This is a genomic window from Algibacter lectus, assembly GCF_900112395.1.
Lineage (GTDB): Bacteria > Bacteroidota > Bacteroidia > Flavobacteriales > Flavobacteriaceae > Algibacter > Algibacter lectus.
The window spans coordinates 81,035-100,424 of record NZ_FOLN01000005.1 but is presented as its reverse complement, the minus strand read 5'-3'; the positions used below and the strand labels follow the sequence as shown (position 1 = coordinate 100,424).

At 33.2% G+C, this 19,390-nt stretch carries 16 protein-coding genes; 6 read left to right on the top strand and 10 right to left on the bottom strand.

What is annotated here, in order from left to right:
- Window positions 1-56: 56 nt before the first annotated feature.
- A complete protein-coding gene (locus tag BM246_RS10365) occupies window positions 57-578 on the top strand; it encodes a shikimate kinase (RefSeq protein WP_042504822.1) in 522 nt (173 codons plus the stop codon).
- Here the strand turns inward: BM246_RS10365 and BM246_RS10360 are convergent.
- A complete protein-coding gene (locus tag BM246_RS10360) occupies window positions 570-1,073 on the bottom strand; it encodes a phosphoribosyltransferase domain-containing protein (RefSeq protein WP_042495630.1) in 504 nt (167 codons plus the stop codon). The two genes, BM246_RS10365 and BM246_RS10360, sit on opposite strands and share 9 nt — an antisense overlap.
- Window positions 1,074-1,142: 69 nt before the next feature.
- Entirely contained in the window at window positions 1,143-1,529 is a 387-nt protein-coding gene (locus BM246_RS10355; protein WP_042495628.1) for an RNA-binding S4 domain-containing protein, read from the bottom strand.
- A gap of 89 nt (window positions 1,530-1,618) precedes the next feature.
- Here BM246_RS10355 and BM246_RS10350 point away from each other — a divergent pair, with 89 nt between their 5' ends.
- On the top strand, window positions 1,619-2,596 hold the full coding sequence (locus tag BM246_RS10350; protein WP_074937714.1) for an FKBP-type peptidyl-prolyl cis-trans isomerase: 978 nt from the start codon (window positions 1,619-1,621) through the stop codon (window positions 2,594-2,596).
- A 38-nt stretch (window positions 2,597-2,634) separates the two neighbouring features.
- On the opposite strand, the gene BM246_RS10345 is transcribed toward BM246_RS10350, so the two are convergent.
- Window positions 2,635-2,889, bottom strand: a complete 255-nt coding sequence (locus BM246_RS10345; RefSeq protein WP_042504819.1) for a DUF1456 family protein — start codon at window positions 2,887-2,889, stop codon at window positions 2,635-2,637.
- 526 nt (window positions 2,890-3,415) lie between these two features.
- Here BM246_RS10345 and BM246_RS10340 point away from each other — a divergent pair.
- Window positions 3,416-3,829, top strand: a complete 414-nt coding sequence (locus BM246_RS10340) for a hypothetical protein (RefSeq protein WP_042495622.1) — start codon at window positions 3,416-3,418, stop codon at window positions 3,827-3,829.
- 116 nt (window positions 3,830-3,945) lie between these two features.
- Here the strand turns inward: BM246_RS10340 and uvrB are convergent, their stop codons facing one another.
- From uvrB to BM246_RS10305, 7 genes are all read right to left on the bottom strand, one after another.
- On the bottom strand, window positions 3,946-5,949 hold the full coding sequence (uvrB, locus tag BM246_RS10335) for an excinuclease ABC subunit UvrB (protein ID WP_074937711.1): 2,004 nt from the start codon (window positions 5,947-5,949) through the stop codon (window positions 3,946-3,948).
- Between the two features lie 27 nt (window positions 5,950-5,976).
- A complete protein-coding gene (locus BM246_RS10330) occupies window positions 5,977-11,133 on the bottom strand; it encodes a T9SS type B sorting domain-containing protein (RefSeq protein WP_074937709.1) in 5,157 nt (1,718 codons plus the stop codon).
- Between the two features lie 294 nt (window positions 11,134-11,427).
- Window positions 11,428-12,264, bottom strand: coding sequence for a GIN domain-containing protein (locus BM246_RS10325; RefSeq protein WP_083415765.1), 837 nt, complete (start codon window positions 12,262-12,264; stop codon window positions 11,428-11,430).
- Window positions 12,265-12,370: 106 nt separating this feature from the next.
- Complete coding sequence (locus tag BM246_RS10320) at window positions 12,371-13,099, bottom strand: head GIN domain-containing protein (RefSeq protein ID WP_074937706.1); 729 nt, start codon at window positions 13,097-13,099, stop codon at window positions 12,371-12,373.
- Window positions 13,100-13,258: 159 nt separating this feature from the next.
- On the bottom strand, window positions 13,259-15,058 hold the full coding sequence (locus BM246_RS10315; protein ID WP_074937703.1) for a PspC domain-containing protein: 1,800 nt from the start codon (window positions 15,056-15,058) through the stop codon (window positions 13,259-13,261).
- Window positions 15,055-15,396, bottom strand: a complete 342-nt coding sequence (locus BM246_RS10310; RefSeq protein WP_042504808.1) for a PadR family transcriptional regulator — start codon at window positions 15,394-15,396, stop codon at window positions 15,055-15,057. Before BM246_RS10310 ends, BM246_RS10315 begins: the two co-directional genes overlap by 4 nt.
- 247 nt (window positions 15,397-15,643) lie before the next feature.
- Window positions 15,644-16,090 carry a DUF4870 domain-containing protein gene (locus tag BM246_RS10305; RefSeq protein ID WP_042504806.1) on the bottom strand — a complete coding sequence of 149 codons (447 nt, stop codon included), beginning with the start codon at window positions 16,088-16,090 and terminating at the stop codon, window positions 15,644-15,646.
- Between the two features lie 147 nt (window positions 16,091-16,237).
- On the opposite strand from BM246_RS10305, the gene BM246_RS10300 reads away from it, so the two are divergent.
- The 3 genes from BM246_RS10300 to BM246_RS10290 all read left to right on the top strand — a co-directional run bounded on the left by BM246_RS10300 (window position 16,238) and on the right by BM246_RS10290 (window position 19,382).
- Complete coding sequence (locus BM246_RS10300; protein WP_042504805.1) at window positions 16,238-16,693, top strand: DUF4442 domain-containing protein; 456 nt, start codon at window positions 16,238-16,240, stop codon at window positions 16,691-16,693.
- A gap of 176 nt (window positions 16,694-16,869) precedes the next feature.
- A complete protein-coding gene (locus BM246_RS10295; protein ID WP_042504803.1) occupies window positions 16,870-17,670 on the top strand; it encodes a TIGR00266 family protein in 801 nt (266 codons plus the stop codon).
- Window positions 17,671-17,783: 113 nt separating this feature from the next.
- Window positions 17,784-19,382 (top strand): helix-turn-helix transcriptional regulator, encoded by a 1,599-nt coding sequence (locus BM246_RS10290; protein ID WP_139221879.1) that lies wholly within the window; start codon window positions 17,784-17,786, stop codon window positions 19,380-19,382.
- Window positions 19,383-19,390: the final 8 nt, after the last annotated feature.

Sequence of the window (19,390 nt, the reverse complement as noted above, 5' to 3'; positions counted from 1 at the left end):
TCGTTTTTTTGCATCTGTAAATCGTATGTTTTTAAAAATCAATTCTTAACGAAAAAATGATAATAGTTTTAATGGGGTATATGGCTTCCGGAAAGTCAACAATTGGAAAGAGATTAGCAAAAAAACTAAATTATAATTTTATTGATTTAGATGATTTAATTGAATCTAAAGAAAATGCTTCGGTTTCCGAGGTGTTTAAATCTAAAGGTGAAATCTATTTCAGAAAACAAGAAGCACTTTATTTGCGTGAGCAACTTCAATCTAAAGAAGATATTATTTTATCTGTTGGTGGAGGCACACCTTGCTACAGTAATAATATGGATGCTATTTTAGGCGCCGAGAATGTAAAGAGTGTGTATTTAAAGGCATCGATACCGACATTGATTGAAAAGTTAATGAAGAAAAAGGCAACACGCCCTTTAATAGCGCATATTGAAACCGAGGAGGCTATGGGCGAATTTATAGGGAAACACTTGTTTGAACGTGCTTATTACTACAATCAGGCCAATGTTAAGGTGTCTATTGATGGTAGATCTAAAAAGGAAGTTACAAAAGATGTTTTTGATAGCTTATTCTAAAATAGCTTCAAAGTTTTTACCTTCTAAAATAACATTAACGTGTTCATGCAACGAGGTAGAAAGCGAAATACCTTTATAATCTGCCTTTACAGGGTATTTTTTATGGTTTCTATTTACTAAAACAGCCGTTTTAAATTGTTTTAAAGGCACATTTAAAAAGTGTTTAACGCCATAAATTAGTGTGGTTCCGGAGTTTAAAACATCATCTACCAATACAATAGATTTGTTTTTGTAATCTTCGGGATCCATAGAGGTCTTAATATCTTGCCACGGATTTTTTTTATCGATAATCACTTTACATAGTGAAACATTAATTTTAGAAATTTTTTGCAATGCTAATTTTAGTTTTTTTGCAAAAACATAGCCATTACTGTCTATTCCCGCTAAAATCACTTCTGTTTCGTCCATATTACTTTCATAAATTTGAAAAGCAATACGGCGTATTTTGTGGTTAATTTCCGTGTGATTTAAAATAATGTTACTTGTTGCAGTCATATTAAGCTAACTTTAAAGTATAAAATTAAGTTTTTTTATTGGGTTTTAATCTTTGTTTTTAAAAAACAACTATTCCTCTTCGTCAAAAAGAGGATCTTCAGTATAGCCATCAATATCTCTTCGATCTTTTTTAGTAGGGCGTCCCACACCTTTTTTACGATAGTAATCTTTTGAGTATTTTAAAAGTTCTTGAGCTTCAAATTGTTCCTTTGGTGTTGTGTCTGTTCTATAAAGATCTACAAGCTTTGCACCAACACGGCTTTCCGGAATATCGTTAACCTTTAAACGGTAATTAATTTGGTTCTTTCTAAGTTCTACAATATCCTGCGGATAAACTTCCCTACTTGGTTTTACCTGGTCATTGTTTATTCTAACTTGGCCCTTTTTACAAGCCGTTGTTGCCAAGGTTCTCGTTTTATAATATCTAATACACCACAAATACTTATCAATCCGCATACAATTATTGTAAAAACTTCGTTAATGTTGTTGTGCAAGATTAAATATTCTTGAATAAAGTGTATCTTGCGCGTCAAAAATACGCAATAATGAGTTTAAGAAAAATAAGTTTTTTAATATTAAGTTTAGTTTTAGTTTTTTCGGCCTGTAAGAAGGATGACGACGCTGATGACGTGGTTATTGTTGAAGAAAATGATAGAACAGAACAGCAAGTTGAAGATAATGAAGCTTTACTTACGTATTTAGAAAGCCATTACTTTAATGCAAGTGATTTTCAAGGAGAAGATGTAAATCCTAATATTGATGATTTAGAATTAACAGAATTATTAGATGGTGAGACTTTACCAGAAGGTAGCATTTTGTTAAGTTCTTTATTGAATAATGCCGATGCAGATTTTGTACTAGATGCGAAAGAAGTGGTTTATGCGGAAACAGATTACATTGTATACATATTACATTTAAATGATGGTGGTGGCGATGAATCTCCACACTTTTGTGATGATGTAAGAGTGAGATATGAAGGATCTGGATTAGATGGTACTGTTTTCGATAGTGCTGTTAATCCTGTGAATTTAGATTTAATAGATTTAATACCAGCTTGGAGAAAAGTTTTAACCGATTTTAATACAGCTGAAACTATTGCAGATGCTGCAGATGGAACTATAGCTTATTCTAATCATGGAGCAGGCGTTATGTTTCTTCCTTCAGGACTTGGTTATTTTTCTTCTAGTTTAACAGATATTTCAGCTTACTCGCCTTTAATTTTTAAATTCGATTTATTACAAACTACTGTAAACGATCATGATTTTGATGGTGTGCCATCTTATCTTGAAGATTTAAATGGTGATGGTGAATTTACAGTAAATTATGATGATTTAGAAGATACTACAGACGATGATACTGATGGTGATGGAACACCAGATTATGCTGATACAGATGATGATAATGATGGTGTTTTCTCTATATATGAAGATATAGACGAAGATGGTAATCCAGGAAATGATATTGGTGCTAATGGCATTGCAAAATATCTAGATATTACAGAAACAGAATCTAATCAAGATTAATTATATTTTTAATCCATAAAAAAAGGAGTAGCTAATCGCTACTCCTTTTTTTGTGGTTTCTTTTCTCCTTTTTTAGGCATTGGCCCTCTTAAATGAATAACTAAGCCATTAAGGAAATTACGTAAAACTTGATCTCCACATTCCATATACTTCGGGTGATCGTCGCGTCTAAAGAACGCACCCAATTCACTTTTAGAAATTCTGAAATCTACCAGTTCTAAAATCTTTACAATTTCATCATCACGCAGTTTTAATGCCACGCGTAATTTTTTTAAAATATCATTATTTGTCATATTTTGAATAGCAATTGCTGTTTTTACAGTTTAAATTAGGTTTTAAATCGTCCTTTTATCGAGAAATGTAAAATTAAGATATTAAAATTTAAGTTAACTTAATATTTTAAATAGAATTTTAGTTAGTATTTCTTACTTCATTAAAAAAAATAATCATTTTATAGGGTGAACTTAGCAATGCTGTGCATTTCATCGATTTTTACTTTTGAAATAGTACAAGCTGATGTTTTTGTTTTCTATCTGTGAGTTAATTCTGTAAAACCCTGAAACGAGGAGAGTTGTGTGTAGTATTCCTTTGGAACCTCTTGATTTATTAGGCTGTTTGAAAGGTTCTTAATATTCTGTTAATAAGGACTATAAAAGATAAAACGCAATTTTATTAGATGAAATTTTTTAAAACATTGATGAAATAAAGAAAAACACGATAAAATACCATGGCTTTTTCGATAAGCTACATTATATCTTCGATTAGTTTTTAATCTTTCTGCTTAAATTTATAGTATAACCCTCAAAAACTAGTTTAAAAATGATTAATAGAGCTCAGAAATTGCATCTCCTATCCGAAATGATTGCTTTTGCGAAGCACGATAAGGATATAAAAAACATAGAATATAACTTTTTGTTAGGTGTTGCCAAACAATTAGAGATAGAACGCGAGGATTTTGAATATTTAATTAAAAATCCAATAAACTATACACATTTAAAATCGCATAGCGAACGTATTGTACAATTTCATAGACTAGTACTTTTAATGAATATAGAACAAGAACATGGCGGAGGAAACAATTCTAAAGGTGTAATTAAATTGTACAATTTTGGTTTACGTATGGGATTAAGTCACGAGTCTATCACTAAAGTACTTTATTTAATGGAAAGTTTTCCTAATAAAATTGTACCACCAGATGTTTTAATTGATATTTTTAAAACACAGTATAATTAAAAAGGGATTTATACATTCTAAAATAATATCTTATCACTCATTCTATTTCTTTTAAGGAAAATCTGCTAAGTGTTAATTTTACTTGAGACGTATAAGATTATAGAAAAGCTAAAGATTTAATTCTTTAGCTTTTCTAGTTTATCTTGAGATGCTTTAATTTCGTCACGTAGTTTAGCTGCAACTAAAAAGTCTAATGCTTTTGCAGCTTCTTCCATAAGTTTGCGTTTCTCTCTAATTTTCTTTTCTAATTCACCTTTGGTTAAATACTCGCTCTCTGGCTCAGCGGCTTTTGCAGCCTCTAGCTCATAACTGTAAGTGCTTACCGAGTTTTTGGTTAATACATTATCTAAACTCTTGTTTAATGCTGTTGGTGTGATGTTAAATTTGGTATTGTAGGCAATTTGTTTCTCACGACGGTAATCGGTTTCGTCCATCGTTTTCTGCATACTTTTAGTAATTTTATCAGCATACATTATGGCTCTTCCGTTAAGGTTTCTAGCGGCACGACCAACGGTTTGCGTTAAAGATCTTGCCGAACGCAAGAAGCCTTCTTTATCGGCATCTAAAATAGCGACTAGAGATACTTCTGGTAAATCTAAACCTTCACGAAGTAAGTTTACACCAACTAAAACATCAAATAAGCCTTTACGTAAATCTTGCATAATTTCAACACGCTCCAAAGTATCAACATCACTATGTATGTAACGACAACGTATTTGAATACGGTCTAAATATTTGGTTAACTCCTCTGCCATACGTTTGGTAAGTGTGGTAACCAAAGTACGCTCATCTTTTTCTACGCGTATTTGTATTTCTTCAATTAAATCATCAATTTGATTTAAACTTGGTCTAATTTCAATAATAGGGTCTAAAAGTCCTGTAGGTCTAATAACTTGCTCTACATAAACACCATCAGTTTTCTGTAATTCGTAATCGGCTGGTGTGGCACTTACGTATATTACTTGGTTTTGTATGGCTTCAAACTCTTCAAATTTTAGAGGTCTGTTGTCCATAGCGGCAGGTAATCTAAAACCGTATTCTACTAAATTTTCTTTTCGACTTCTATCACCACCATACATGGCGTGAACTTGAGAAACGGTAACGTGACTTTCGTCTACAACCATTAAATAATCGTCTGGAAAATAATCGAGTAAACAGAAAGGTCTTGTTCCTGGTTGCCTTCGGTCTAAATAGCGCGAGTAGTTCTCAATACCAGAACAATACCCTAATTCACGTATCATTTCTAAATCGAATTCCGTACGCTCTTTTAAGCGTTTGGCTTCAAGGTGTTTGCCTATTTCTTTAAAATAATCGTGTTGTTTAACTAAATCATCCTGAATTTCCGAAATGGCATTTTGTAAAACATCGGGAGATGTTACAAACATGTTTGCAGGATAAATTGTTATTTGTTCGTATTTTTCAACAATTTCATTAGTTTGAATATTGAAAGACTCGATTTCTTCAATCTCATCTCCAAAAAAGTGTATTCTAAAAGCATCATCCGCATAACTCGGAAAAATATCGACAGTATCACCTTTTATTCTGAAATTTCCATGTCTAAAATCGGCTTCGGTTCTAGAATATAAACTTTGTACCAGGGTATGAAGGAGTTTAGTTCGTGAAATTTCTTGATCTTGCTTTAATGAAATTACGTTTTTCTGAAATTCTACAGGGTTTCCAATACCGTAAATACAAGATACCGACGCAATAACAATAACATCACGACGTCCAGAAAGTAGGGAAGAGGTTGCGCTTAAACGCATTTTCTCTATTTCTTCATTTATAGATAAATCTTTTTCGATGTACACTCCAGAAACAGGAATGTAAGCTTCCGGTTGATAATAATCGTAATAAGATACAAAATACTCAACAGCATTATTCGGGAAAAACTGTTTAAACTCCGAGTATAACTGCGCTGCCAAAGTTTTATTATGCGCTAAAATTAGAGTTGGGCGTTGTACTTCTTCTATAACATTTGCAATAGTAAATGTTTTACCAGACCCAGTAACCCCTAATAAAGTTTGATATTTTTCATCGGCATTTAAACCTGCCGCTAATTGTTTAATTGCGTTTGGTTGATCGCCTGTTGGCTTAAATTCTGATTCAATTTTAAACTTCATTTTACAAAATTACGCAAAATAAATGTGTTATCTTTTTAAAGTGAAATGTCCGCTAAAATGTCGTCCATCTTCTAGCTGAACATTAAACCAATAATCATCAGAAGGTAAAGGATTTCCATTAAATGTACCATCCCAACCTGTTGAACCTGCTAAGAATTGTTTAAGTAGTTTTCCATAACGATCGTAAATAAAGATTAACGAGTTTGGTTGTGTTTGAGCGTTTAAGCCCTTTACTTGCCAATAATCATTATAACTATCGCCATTTGGTGTAAAGAATTTAGCATAACCAATCACCGAAATATCTAATTCTGTAGTTCCGCAAACATCATCCTTTACATAAATGGTGTAAAAGCCTGGACGTACATTTGTAAACACGGGTTCCGCTTGGTAAGTAATAAAGTTTGAGCCCTCTTCGCGCAGGGCATACTCATAATCTCCAGAACCTAAATTTGTAGTATCTATAGTGACGGAGTTGTTGTTAGAGATATCTACAATAGTAACATCGTCTTGAGTAATATTTGCAGACTCCGAAGCTGTAACTATAATATCACGTGTGCGTGAGCATCCTGTTCCATCTGTTTTTGTAAGTGTTACCGTGTATGTTCCGGCAACAGATACATGGTCTAGAGTAGGCTGGTTAGATAAAAATGTACCATCCTCAAAATACCACTCGTAAGTAAAACTATCGATTACATTAGCTTCAATAGGATCTAAGTTTACACTGAAATTTGGGTCTGAGGTACAAACAATTAAGGGTGAATCTACAGTGAAATCTGGAAGTGGGTTTACAATTAATTCTATAGTAGTTGTTGCTATGCAGGTGGTGTTAGCCGGATTAGTAACTTCTACTAAAATATTTTGAGATTCTGAATTTAAAGGGTTTGGTAAAGATGAATTTGTGACTGTAACTCCAGATTCATCTATATATGTATAATTAATATCCATACCGGTTTGCGCTCCTAAAATTGTACTAGAAAAGTTATTGGTGTTAAAAGGAAATATACCATCATCATCAATGTCTCCAGTTTCACCATCGCATACAATAATTGAGGGTGTTGGATTAGCAATAGGGCTTTCGTCTACTATAAATTCTACTGTAGTTTCATCGAAACAAGGTCCGTCGGGAGCCGAAGATGTTGCATTTGTAACTCGAATCGTTATGGTTTGATTGCTTGTTAAAAATGTAGATGAAATTGGACTAACAACGGGAGTGCCGTTAGTATATAATAAAGGATCTCCAGCAGTATCAAAATATGAAATATTAAAATCTGCGGGGTTTTGTGTTCCTAAAATATCGCTTTCTAAATTAGAAGTATCGAAAGGGTAGGCGCCATCAGAATCATCATCGCATGCTCTGGTAATTGTAACAGGATTCGCAAGTGGTAAAGGTTCTACAGTTAATAAAATATGGCCACCTAAACCTAAACAATCATTAGATATAGAGCTATCTACACGTACGTAAATTATTTGCGAATTTGGATACCCAATATTTCTGTAATTCGAGATATCTGTAATTTCATTTATTTCTGCTAAAGCATCTGCTTCATTTCTATAATATCTTGGTGGTAACGGGTTTTGTCCAGCAGGAATTAAACTTAATAAAGTTGTATTTACACTACTAAAGTCGAATGTTGCAATGCCATCTCTTTGGTTATTGTTTGCTGTATCATTTCCGTCAATATCAAGAAAATCATCACATTGATTAAATGTAATGGATAGGCTGGAAGGGATTACTGTAGTTGAAACATTAAGTTGAATTTCTGCAATATTCCCGCAGTTAAGTGCATTTTCGACCCTGGCCCAAACTATATCGTTACTAATTGTTCTATTTATAAAAGTAGTTGGGTCTGCAATAAAATCAGGGCTCGTCTCATCTCCTAACTTCGCGGAAGCTTCAGTTAAATAATAGCTGAATGTTTCGTTTATAGCATTTGATGAAATTTCATCATTAGCTTCGGTTAAATTGAAATAACTATAACCAAGTGTTGATGGATCAGCATCATCACATTGAATTAAAATAACAGGCGAATTAACATTTGAAAGCGCATTTACAGTAAGCGTCATGCTTTCTGAATATAAGCCACAGCCATTTCCGCTTCTATCTAACTTTACACGGTATTGATTGTTGTTAAAAGTTATAGGTGTATTTATAATAGTTAGGGTTGCTGTTTGTGAGTTGTTGTAGTTGGTATCATCAATAACGGTGTTCCAAGTGGTGCCATCTGTGCTTATTTCCCATTGAAATGTTTCAGCCTCATCTGAAATTATTGCAATAGAAGCTTCGTAAGATTCACAAATAGTAATATCAACGGGTTGCGTAGTTATTGATAATGTAGCACTGGTTGAATAATTTGAATTAGGAAGCGTGTATCCGTCTGAAGCATTAGTTACTAGTCCGTTAATGTCTACTGTAATTGTTGCAGTATCTCCAAGGTAGTTATCCATATTTGCGTCAGAAAACCCTGCCTCAATAACATCAAAACATGTGTCTCCGTCGGCGTCTAAATCAATATAGCTAAATACGGCGTTATTGTCAAAATCACTTAGCGTATATCCTATTTGGTTACTGTCTGCTGAGGTTTCTGCGTTATCTGTCCATCCGTTTATTCCAAAGTTAGGACCATCGTCAATACCGTTTAAATCTGTATCGGATAAATTTGTGCCTAATACACCAGTTTCAACTAAATCATAAATACCATCATTGTCACTATCTAAATCATAAACATCAAGTACGCCATCGTTGTCAGTGTCTATTGGAGTTGCCGTAATATCATAAACATCATCCAATCCGTTAGAGTCTGCATCTATATTTGATAGCGTAATAAGTTCTCCTTGGTTTTCTATAAAATCTGGAATACCATCGTTATCACTATCTAGGTCTAAGCTATCGTCAACACCGTCTAAATCATTATCTTTTCCAACGCAAGTTGCCGCAATTTGGAAAGAAGCTTGGTTGCCATTTGTATCTGAAATATTTTTATGAATATAAGTTATTTGGTTTACGCCATGGGACGAAAAGCTGAATGTTGCAGCTCCAAAAGCTAATGATGTTTTTGATTTAAATCGAATTTCGAAAGCTGAAATTTGCGTGATTCCTGTTTCGTAAATACCATCGAAATCGCTATCTATTAAAAGTTGATCGTCAGGATCTAAAAGGGTAATCGTTCTTGAACTCGGTACTCGAATAATAAACTCTTGATTGGTGTTGAGTATGCCGCTTCCACTAAAAGTAGTATCGGGATAGCTTACCAATAAATTAAGTGGTTTGTTAAAGTTTAATTGGTAGGTTGTGCTGCTTTCTGGGTCGCCAGTTTTAACAGATACCTCACTAGTAAATATACCTTCGCTATTTCCGAAAATTGGTGTAGTAACTGTATTGTTAGCTACAGTTGTGGTTCCTGAAAAAGTATATGCTCCTACAGGTATGCTACCACTATTAATATTTGATAAATTGATAATTTGATTACCATAAGATTCTGTACAGTTTAAGATTCCATCGTTATCGTTATCAATATCTATATTGTCTGGTATCCCGTCGGTATCTCTATCGTCAGGACAGATACTTACAGGTACTTCGAGAGATTCTAGTTTTAAGCCTGAGCAGAGTAATTCTCCAACTAGTTTGTAGGTTCCAGAAACGGTTGGTGTAATTTGAAATGTTGTAATGCCTGTTGTTACAAAGCCACTACCTGAGCCATTGTCAAAAAACCATTCAACGCTATCAAAGTTGTCCATATTAGCAACTTCTAAAGTTACATTTGGAATGCAATTTCCTAGACTTTCAAAAACGGCATTAAAATTAATTTCTGGCGGTGTTGGAAAACCAGAATAAAAACTACCAGAGGTTGCTGCTCCATTAAAATTGAAATAAGCACAGTACAACTCGTCTGTACTTTGTACAGAAATGTTTCCGGTTAGGTCTACGATTTTATAAGTGACGTAGTCCGATTTTCCTGTAACTGCAGTTGGTCCTGTTGTGAAAAAATTACTTAAAGCTATATTATTTACGGTAACTGTTGCTCCAGCCTTAGTAACAATAGAAACACCTCCTTCAAAATCTATACTTCCTATTGATTGAATATTCGCGATATTATTTAGATTTCCACGTGTTTCACAACTTAATGGAGGTACAAAATACATACCTTGGTTAGCTTCGCTTGGTGTAGCTCCAATACCTTGATATGCAAAAACAGGTTGAGAGGTTTCTACATACATATTGCCATTAATATATTGATCGCCTTCAATTAAATAATATTCGCCTGCATTTATAGTTGCAATTGCAGCATTTCCGTTTATACTAACTGAAGTATTATCGTAATGTGCCACAATAAGAATGTTTTCCCAACCATCATAACCGTCACCTTTTACAAAAATATATTCTGTGCCTACCTTATCTAGGCCCACAATTTGATCGATACCGTAGTCTCTACCATTACCGTTATGAAAACTACCATTTGCAGATCCACAGTTTACAACAATGGGTTTATCTGAGTTAACTAAAGTGCCAATTAATCCATCAGTGTTTATAGTGCTTTCATTGCTGTTAGTTGCAATAGTATAGCTTTCTCCTTTGTTTAGATTAACCGTTATTGGGGTTGTTCCTGAATAATTTTCAATAATTAAACCCACGGGTAAATTGCTAAATGCTACTTCTGTATTATTTTCGGTAGCCATTACTGAAACAAAGTTGAGGTAGTTGTCCTGAGGATTTTCATTGGTGTAACTACCAATTCTAAAAGTTTCTCCACGAGCAGCTAAACCCTTGCTAACTAGCGCTCCTGCTTGTGCACCAGTAGTTGCAGCAATCATTCTAACTGAGGCATAAATACTATTTTGAGCTTCTATAATATAACCTCTATTATTGGTAACGGTACTTGTTTGTGTAGGTGGCATGAATAGCTGACTATCCCCATTGCCTATAAAAATAACTACAGGAGATGAATTTGAAACTACTCCAGATATATAAGTTGATGTGGGTTGTCCGACCGGAATAATAGTGTAAGCGACATCGGTTACAGAAGGTGTGGATAAATATATATACTGATCTTGAGGTACAGCATTGTCAGAATCGGCGTATGTTAAAGGTGGTATAAAGTGTGTTTTACTAAGTTGGGCAAAACTAGCTAGACAGAAAAGGAATATAACTAAGAATGATACTTTTTTTAAAAACGCCAATTTATTCATCTACAGTTACGGAAGTTAATGTTAATCTTTATATTAAGAGTCTTGAAAGGTTAAATATAACCTTTAATATTATTAGACTGAAAAAATATAGTTTGGTTTATTTTCAATTTTGAGAAATTTATGAAAGAGTAACCATTTGTGTAACTTTATGTTTTTGAGTAGCTTAGAGTTTTTTAAAAATTTATTTTTTTTATTTAATTGATTTTTAGTAGGTTAAATTGGTTTTCGGTTAATGTGAAAGCAAAAAAAAGGTAGCATTTCTTAGAAAGCTACCTTAATTAATTCTGTGTAGAATTATTTTTCTTTTTTCTGAATTTTAGATGTGTTCGCTAGTTTGTTTACTATAATTTGCGGTTCATTGTAAAGGTATAGAGAACTTGCTCCAGAAATTTCTACAGCTATAGTGTCTGTAACTTCTAAAATTGCTTCACTAGCAATTTCCGAAATTAAATCGCAATTTTTAATAGTGAAATTTTTACCTGTAAACTGTGCGTTATTGTCTGTTCTAAGTGTTAGGTTATCACAGCTGCCTTCAATTTCAGCATTTGCTCTTTGGTATAAATCGGCTTTTAGTATTGGTGAATTAATTAAAGCCTCCAATTTACTGTTTCCGTTTAAAATAACTTTCGACGTATTAGCAGTTACATTCAATTTGGTGTCAGATTTATCTAATCCTTCAAAATTGAAGTTTTCCGTTTTTATTGTCAGTCCAGCTTCAGAATTACCCGATGTAATTAATGTCATGTTATCTGCATTAATTGTAGATAAGCTATGTACTTCAGCATTGTCACGAGTTTCAATAGTTGTTAAAAAATCGTCATAAGCAACCTTGATATTCAGTCTTTTTTTAGAGGTAACGCGTTTTGTTAAATCGATATTAAGTACGCTATCTCTTAAATTAAGAACAAAAAACTCATGAATATTTTCATCAGTCTCTATTTCAACGTATGGTTCTTTTGAGTAAACTAAATCAATTTCAAAACCCTCATCAATAATAATGGTTTTAAAAGAATTTACAGGAGTTTGTTGTATGGTTACATTTCTATTACCTTTTACTTTTTCTACACTTTGAGCTTGGCCCAAAAAACAAATACTTATTGCTAATAGTAGAGTAAGGGATTTTTGTTTCATTTTGTACATTAATTAAATATTAGAACAAAGATAAAACAAAAACCATCCCAAACTTATATTTAAGTCCGGAATGGCTTTCTTTTAAAGGTGAAATAATGGTTTTAAATTACTTCTTCGTTATGTTTCCTGAAGAGTTTTTCGATTTATCAACCTTTTCCGGATTGCCATAATATTTAATATCGCCACCGCTTGTAGCCTTGGCAACCAATATTTTTTTGGTATTTACACTAATATCGGCCCCGCTAGTAACTTTTACATTACTGTATTGAGCAATAAGTTCTTTGGCTTCAATATCACTTCCGCTAGTCGCTTCTGCATTAAGTTTCTCAGTTATCCCCGATAAATTTAAATCGCTACCGCTAGTAGACTCGCAGTTCAAAATTTTGGTGTTTAGTTTTAAAGACATATCGCTACCGCTTGTTGTTTTTAAATCTAGTTCTTCTACTGTAATAGTGTTGCTCGATACCACATCACTGCCGCTAGTTGCAATAATACTAGAAATGGTTTTAAAACTAACCGTTACTTTTTTTGAAACAGATTTACCAATACTTTCTGCAGTATGGATTTTTAAAACACCATCTATAACTTCGGTAATAATTAGCTCTTGTAAGTTCTCATCGGTTTCAACAATAATGCTTTCGTTGTCGCTTTGTGTAAGGTAAACATCTAGGCCTTCGGTAGCTTTAATGGTTGAAAACGGTTCGGTTACCATTCGAGTTTCAGTTTTTAAATTGCCATTCCCTTTAACGCCAGAATGCATGTTGATGTTGAAGTTACAAGAGAATAAGCATAAACTTAAAAGTGTTGTGACTATAATTTTTGTTAGAGTTGCCATAGTTATTCGTTTTTTGATTGATGAAAGTTTGTGTTGTACTTTATTTATAATTCAAATATCTTTTAAAAAGCGTCTGATGAAAACTTTAAATACCTGAATTGTTGTTTTAGGTTGATGAATTGATGTTTAGCAATCTTTTGATATAAAACATTTCAATTATTAATCTTCGGTGTTAATATGGATTCCGTTTTTATCAATGTTCAGTTTAACTTCGTCCGATTCTGCTTTAATACCACTTTCGTCTATTTTTAAATGGTTCTCTTCAGATCTAACTTCAATACCGTTTTCGTTTATCTTAACGTTAGGCATGTTGATTTCAATTTCCATGTCTTCATTTTCCTCAATAGGGCAATCTAAGCATTCAAGGTCATTATCAAGAATTTTAAGATTGTAGTTTACATGTTGTCTTCTAATCAGGTTACCATCATAGTTTCTGTAGTAAATATAAGACTCTGTGTTCTTCTTAAAGTTAATAATCATGTTTTCTGGAATGTAGAGAACAACATCTACTTCTTGATCACTAAACTTATTTTTTGGATCGGTTGTAAAATAAGAGTCTAGCAATAAAACATTATTTCTAAGCTCGAAGTTGTAATCAATATTTTTAGCACGAGCTCTGGCTTTCTGGTAATCGCGTCCATCGGCACTTTTTTCTATAGCAACAGTAATTACGCTATCTGTGGTAGATTTTACTCTAATATCAATATCAGAAGAATAAATTATTTTATTCCCTTCATCGTCATGCGCTAATTTAAAATCACTGTGGTCGCGGTAAAAGCTTGAACTTAAATTATCGTTACCAACCATTTTAATACTTAGAGTATCTATAGCTGTAATTGGGAGTTCTGTTTTTTCAACATACGTTTCATCAAAAGCATGCTCGCTAGCTTGGCGAATACCAATAACAATTAAGCCAATTACAGATATAATCCATAAGCCTAGTAAAGTGAATTTAGCAACATTACCAATAGATTTTAAGTTGTTTACCAAAATTTTTAAGCCTAAATAGAACAGGAAAAAGAAAGGAATACCAACAGCAAATAGCGTAAGTAGGGAAACAAACCAAATAGGAGTTTCGCCAGCATTAACAATATCTACCAAATCTAAACCAGGTATGTGCACAAAGTTGGCAACACCAACCGAGAATAGGCCAATAATTAAAGCAATTAAAGCAGCGGCACCAATAAAAATAAGGAGCACACCAATAAATTTAGCAATCACTTTAAAAAAGAACATAATAATGTCTCCAATAGCTTCAAAGAATGATCTAGAAGACGATTTTATTCTACTACCTTGCTTTTCGAAATCGATGTTTTTTGTAGCGTTAGATACCGAATCCGAAACATTTTTAGCAACATCCGTCACCGTTTCCGATACGTTTTCAAAACCGTCTTTAATTTTTTTTTCAATGTTACTAATGTTAACCGGTTCTCCGGTCATCATTATTTTTTCAGCTGTTGTTTTAGCTTCAGGTACTAATACCCAAAGTAAAATATAAAGTAGAATCCCTGTTCCAAATCCAAAAAATAATAAAACCCAAACCAAACGAATCCAAATAGCATCTATACCTAAATAATGTGCTAACCCAGAAGATACACCACCAATATATGAGTTGTTTGTATCACGAAATAATTTTCTAGCGTTCGATTTTTTTCTTCTAGGTGTTGGTTGCGGCTCATCTTCAAAAATCTCGTCGTCCACCAAATAATCTTCCGGTTGGCCCATAATAGAGATCACTTCATCCACCTCTTTTACTCTAATAACTTGGCGGTCCATTTGCACACGTTCGTTAAAAAGTTCGGCAATTCGTGCTTCAATATCAGCTATAATCTCCGATCGCCCTTGCGAGTCTGTAAACGAACGTTTAATAGCCTCCAGGTAACGTTGCAGCTTTAAGTAAGCATCTTCATCAATATGAAAAAATATACCTGCTAAATTTATATTTACTGTTTTATTCATTTTTTTGGTGGTTTTTGGCTAGTTACTATGGTTACTGCATGGTGTAATTCACTCCAAGTGGTGTCTAATTCTTTTAAAAATAGCTTTCCCGTCTCGGTTAAGCCATAATATTTCCGTGGTGGTCCAGAGGTCGATTCTTCCCATCTGTAGTTTAAAAGTCCCGCATTTTTAAGTCGCGTAAGCAACGGATAAATGGTACCTTCCACAACCAGCAACTTTGCATCTTTTAAGGTGCTTAGAATTTCGGCAACATAAGCATCCTCGTCTTTTAAAACCGAGAGTATGCAGAATTCTAATACCCCTTTACGCATTTGTGCTTTTGTGTTTTCTATCTTCATATTCTAAAGCATTTTAATTTTGTGAAACTGTTCATTTTTTGATTGATTTTGATGATTGATTATTGATGAAATTTAATTTTTTATTTTGGCGTTACCCATTATCCTGAAAAAAGTTCAGGAACAGGGTCGGGCTTTCCGCTACAAGTCCTCGTGCACCCGATTACCATCGGGAGCCCTGTGGGCTTTTCACTGCAATCCCTAACGCGGGCATGTTTGCTAGGTTGTGTTTTAACATCACCGGTCTATCTTATTTTAAAAATTCAATTGTTAATGGGTAATTATAAAACTCTCCATCTCTCGCCTTTAGGCTCGCATTTACAATACAAATGAGTTCTATAATAAAACCAATAACAGCAACAACACCTAAAAAGCCACCTATGTAAAGTAGGGCAGAAGGTTTGCCTATAGTGATATGGAAATTTTGAAATCCGTTAAAATCTATAAAATTAAAACCATTAAATATTTTGAAAATAAAAAACGGAACCGATAACGTACCCAAGATTATAGCGTAAAGCAAAATGCTAATCTGAAAATTAATCGCTTGCTTACCATGGCGATCTATAAAATCCGATTTATCCTTATTAGCTGCCCATAAAATAATAGGCCCAATAAAATTTCCGAAAGGGAAAAAGAACCTACTAAATGTCGATAAATGAATAAAAGTTGCGATGTTTTTTTGATGGTTGTCTAGCATAATATTAAAACATATAATAGTTTCTTATGCAAATATATATCTAAAAGAAGGTACTTTGTAACGCATAGTACTGAAATTTAACATAAAATTAACAAATGATTGACATCAAAATTTTTCATAACTTCGTGAAAACTAAAATAAATAAATATGACTTTAACACCGAGAAAACTAAATACTTACACTATGTTTAAGCTTCCTGCTGCCTTCTTCTGTGGCGTTAGAACAAAACATATAGATAAAGATAAGTGCTTGGTAACTGTTAAACATAAATGGATAAACCAGAACCCATTTAAGTCTATGTTTTGGGCGGTACAAGGTATGGCTGCCGAGTTTTCTACAGGTGCTTTAATGATTTCTAAAATTCAAGATTCAGGAAAACGTATATCTATGTTGGTTACTACCCAAACAGCAACTTTTACAAAAAAAGCTACTGGGCGTATTACATTTACTTGTAATGACGGACATTTAATAGACGAAGCCTTAGAGAAAACAATAGCAACAGGAGAGGGGCAAACCCTTTGGATGGAATCTGTAGGTGTAAACCAAGATGGTGTTGTGGTATCTACCTTTAAATTTCAGTGGAGTGTAAAGGTGAAGGGGTAGTTTTTAGTCGCTGTATTCAGTGTTTACTCTTGTAGATAAAACTTTTTCTAGAAAGGGATTTAATAAAACTATTAAGCAATTGCACAAATAAACTTTTTTAACTCTGTAACAAATTCACAATTACTGCAACATACAAGTAAATGAATTAATTTTTAATCAAATAAAACCTTTTAAAAATGACAGCACACGAAATTGACTATAGAATCTACGGCGAAGAAATGCAATATGTAGAAATAGAACTCGATCCAGAAGAAGGTGTAATTGCCGAAGCCGGTAGTTTCATGATGATGGACGATGGCATAAAAATGGAAACTATTTTTGGCGATGGATCTCAAAAAGATTCAGGGTTTCTAGGGAAAATTTTAGGTGCAGGTAAACGTATATTAACAGGCGAAAGCTTATTCATGACGGCCTTTTACAATAATTTAGTAGGTAAACGTAATGTATCATTTGCATCGCCATATCCAGGAAAAATAATACCAATAGATTTATCGGAATTTGGAGGTAAATTTATTTGCCAAAAAGATGCATTTTTATGTGCGGCTAAAGGTGTTAGCGTAGGTATCGAGTTTTCTAAAAAACTAGGAAGAGGTCTTTTTGGAGGCGAAGGTTTTATAATGCAAAAATTAGAAGGCGATGGTATGGCTTTTGTGCATGCCGGAGGAACTATGGCGAAGAAAGAGTTAAAAGCAGGAGAAATTCTTAGGGTAGATACGGGGTGTATTGTTGGTTTCGATCAAACTGTAAATTACGACATCGAGTTTATAGGAGGAATAAAAAACACGGTTTTTGGAGGCGAAGGTTTGTTTTTTGCAAAACTTCAAGGTCCAGGGACAGTCTATGTTCAGTCTTTACCATTCAGCAGATTAGCAGGTCGTGTATTGGCATCGGCGCCACAAAGCGGAGGTAGTCAAAAAGGAGAAGGTAGTATATTGGGTGGTATTGGTAATATACTAGATGGCGATAATAGATTTTAATTTTTAATAGATTTAAGAGTATAAAAAAAGCTGTGTTTTAACACAGCTTTTTTTTGTTTATTAGCTACTTTTGTTTAACCAAACGCATAAACTAATTAACCCCTCTAATTATTTTGAATTTTAAATTCTTAAATAAGTTTATATTATTAATCCCTTTCTTTGTTGTTTTTAGTGTCTTTTCTCAGCACAATCATGAAGATAAATATTTAAGGTTTTTAGAATTGGCAAGCGATTCATTCTCCGAGAACCCTAAAATAGCGCGACAGTACTTAGATTCTATTCCCAACCCTATTAAAAAAAATGTAAAGAATCATTTGGCTTGTTATTACGAGTTAAAGGCTTTAATTAACGATAAATTTAATGAGACGGCTAAACGCTACCAAAATTTTACATTAGCTTTAAAATATGCGGAGTTAGAGAAAAATTACGACGCTGCCGGTGCCGCGTCATTAGAGCTTTTTTATAATACTTATTTAATCAAAAAAGATTCTAGCGCATATAAATATTTAGATAACGCTAAAAAGTTTTATGAGCTAAGCGGAAATAAAAATGGTTTAGTAGAGGTTATGCAAATGCCTGCTTATGTGGAGTTTTTTAGCGGGAATTTTAAAAAAAGTAATAAACTTATTTTAGAACAATTAGAAAATTACAAAAGCATAAAAGATGATGCTTACTATTATATGTACGCGCTTTTTATGTTAAGCTCCAATTATATTGATTTAGGAGATATTGGTAAAAGTCATAAATATTTCAATATTCTAAAATCTTTAGAAGGAAACGCAACGCTTTCTAAATCATTATATCAATCGCATTTGGCAACGATACAGACTGGTCTAGCCGATTTTTATTTAGAAAACAAGCAGGTAGACTCTAGTTTTTATTACATATCAGAATCTAAATTGCTAAAGCACGCAATGAACGATTATGATTTAAGAAACTACTTCAATCTAAAAATTAATTATTACGATTTAAAGGAGAACCATGAAGCTAAAACTCAATATATAGATTCTTTAAAAGTTTTTGAACATAAAATGTTGAATGAAATAATGGATTCTAGTATTAATATTGGAGATTCATTATTAGACGTAGAAACAGAACTAAAAGCTGAGCAAGAAAAAAAGTGGCACATTATTAAGTGGCTTATAGCTTTGGCAGTGCTTTTAATTTTACTTTTTGTGCTCTATACGTTAAATAAAAAGAAAACTAAAAAGGTAATTACCAACTTTGAAAAAAGTAACGATGAGTTTACCTATTTAAAATCGACTCACGAAAAACTCAAAGTAAAGGTTCATGGTTTAGAAGATTATATTGTTGAGGTTAAAAAGGAGATTAAGTCTATCTCGTCTATGGATTCGGGAGATGCACAGCGAAAAAAGATAAAGGAATTATTGAAAAACCTTCATTTAGATTCGTCGTTGTTATTAGATAAAACAGAAAACCATTTAGAATTAGTAAATGAGTTTAATATTGATTTCTTCACCCAAATAAAAAATGAATATCCTCAGTTAAGCGATTCTGAAGTTATAATATGTTATTATTTATTCGTCGGTTTTAAAAGCAAGGAAATCGCTGTGTTTTTAAATAGCTCTACTAGAGCTGTTGAAGGAAAAAGATACCGTATCGCAAAAAAAATGGATCTTCAAAAAAGTGATTTTACATTAGTAGAGTATCTCAATACTTCTTTTAAGAGTTTAAAAAAAGTAGAAAGTTAGAATTTAAG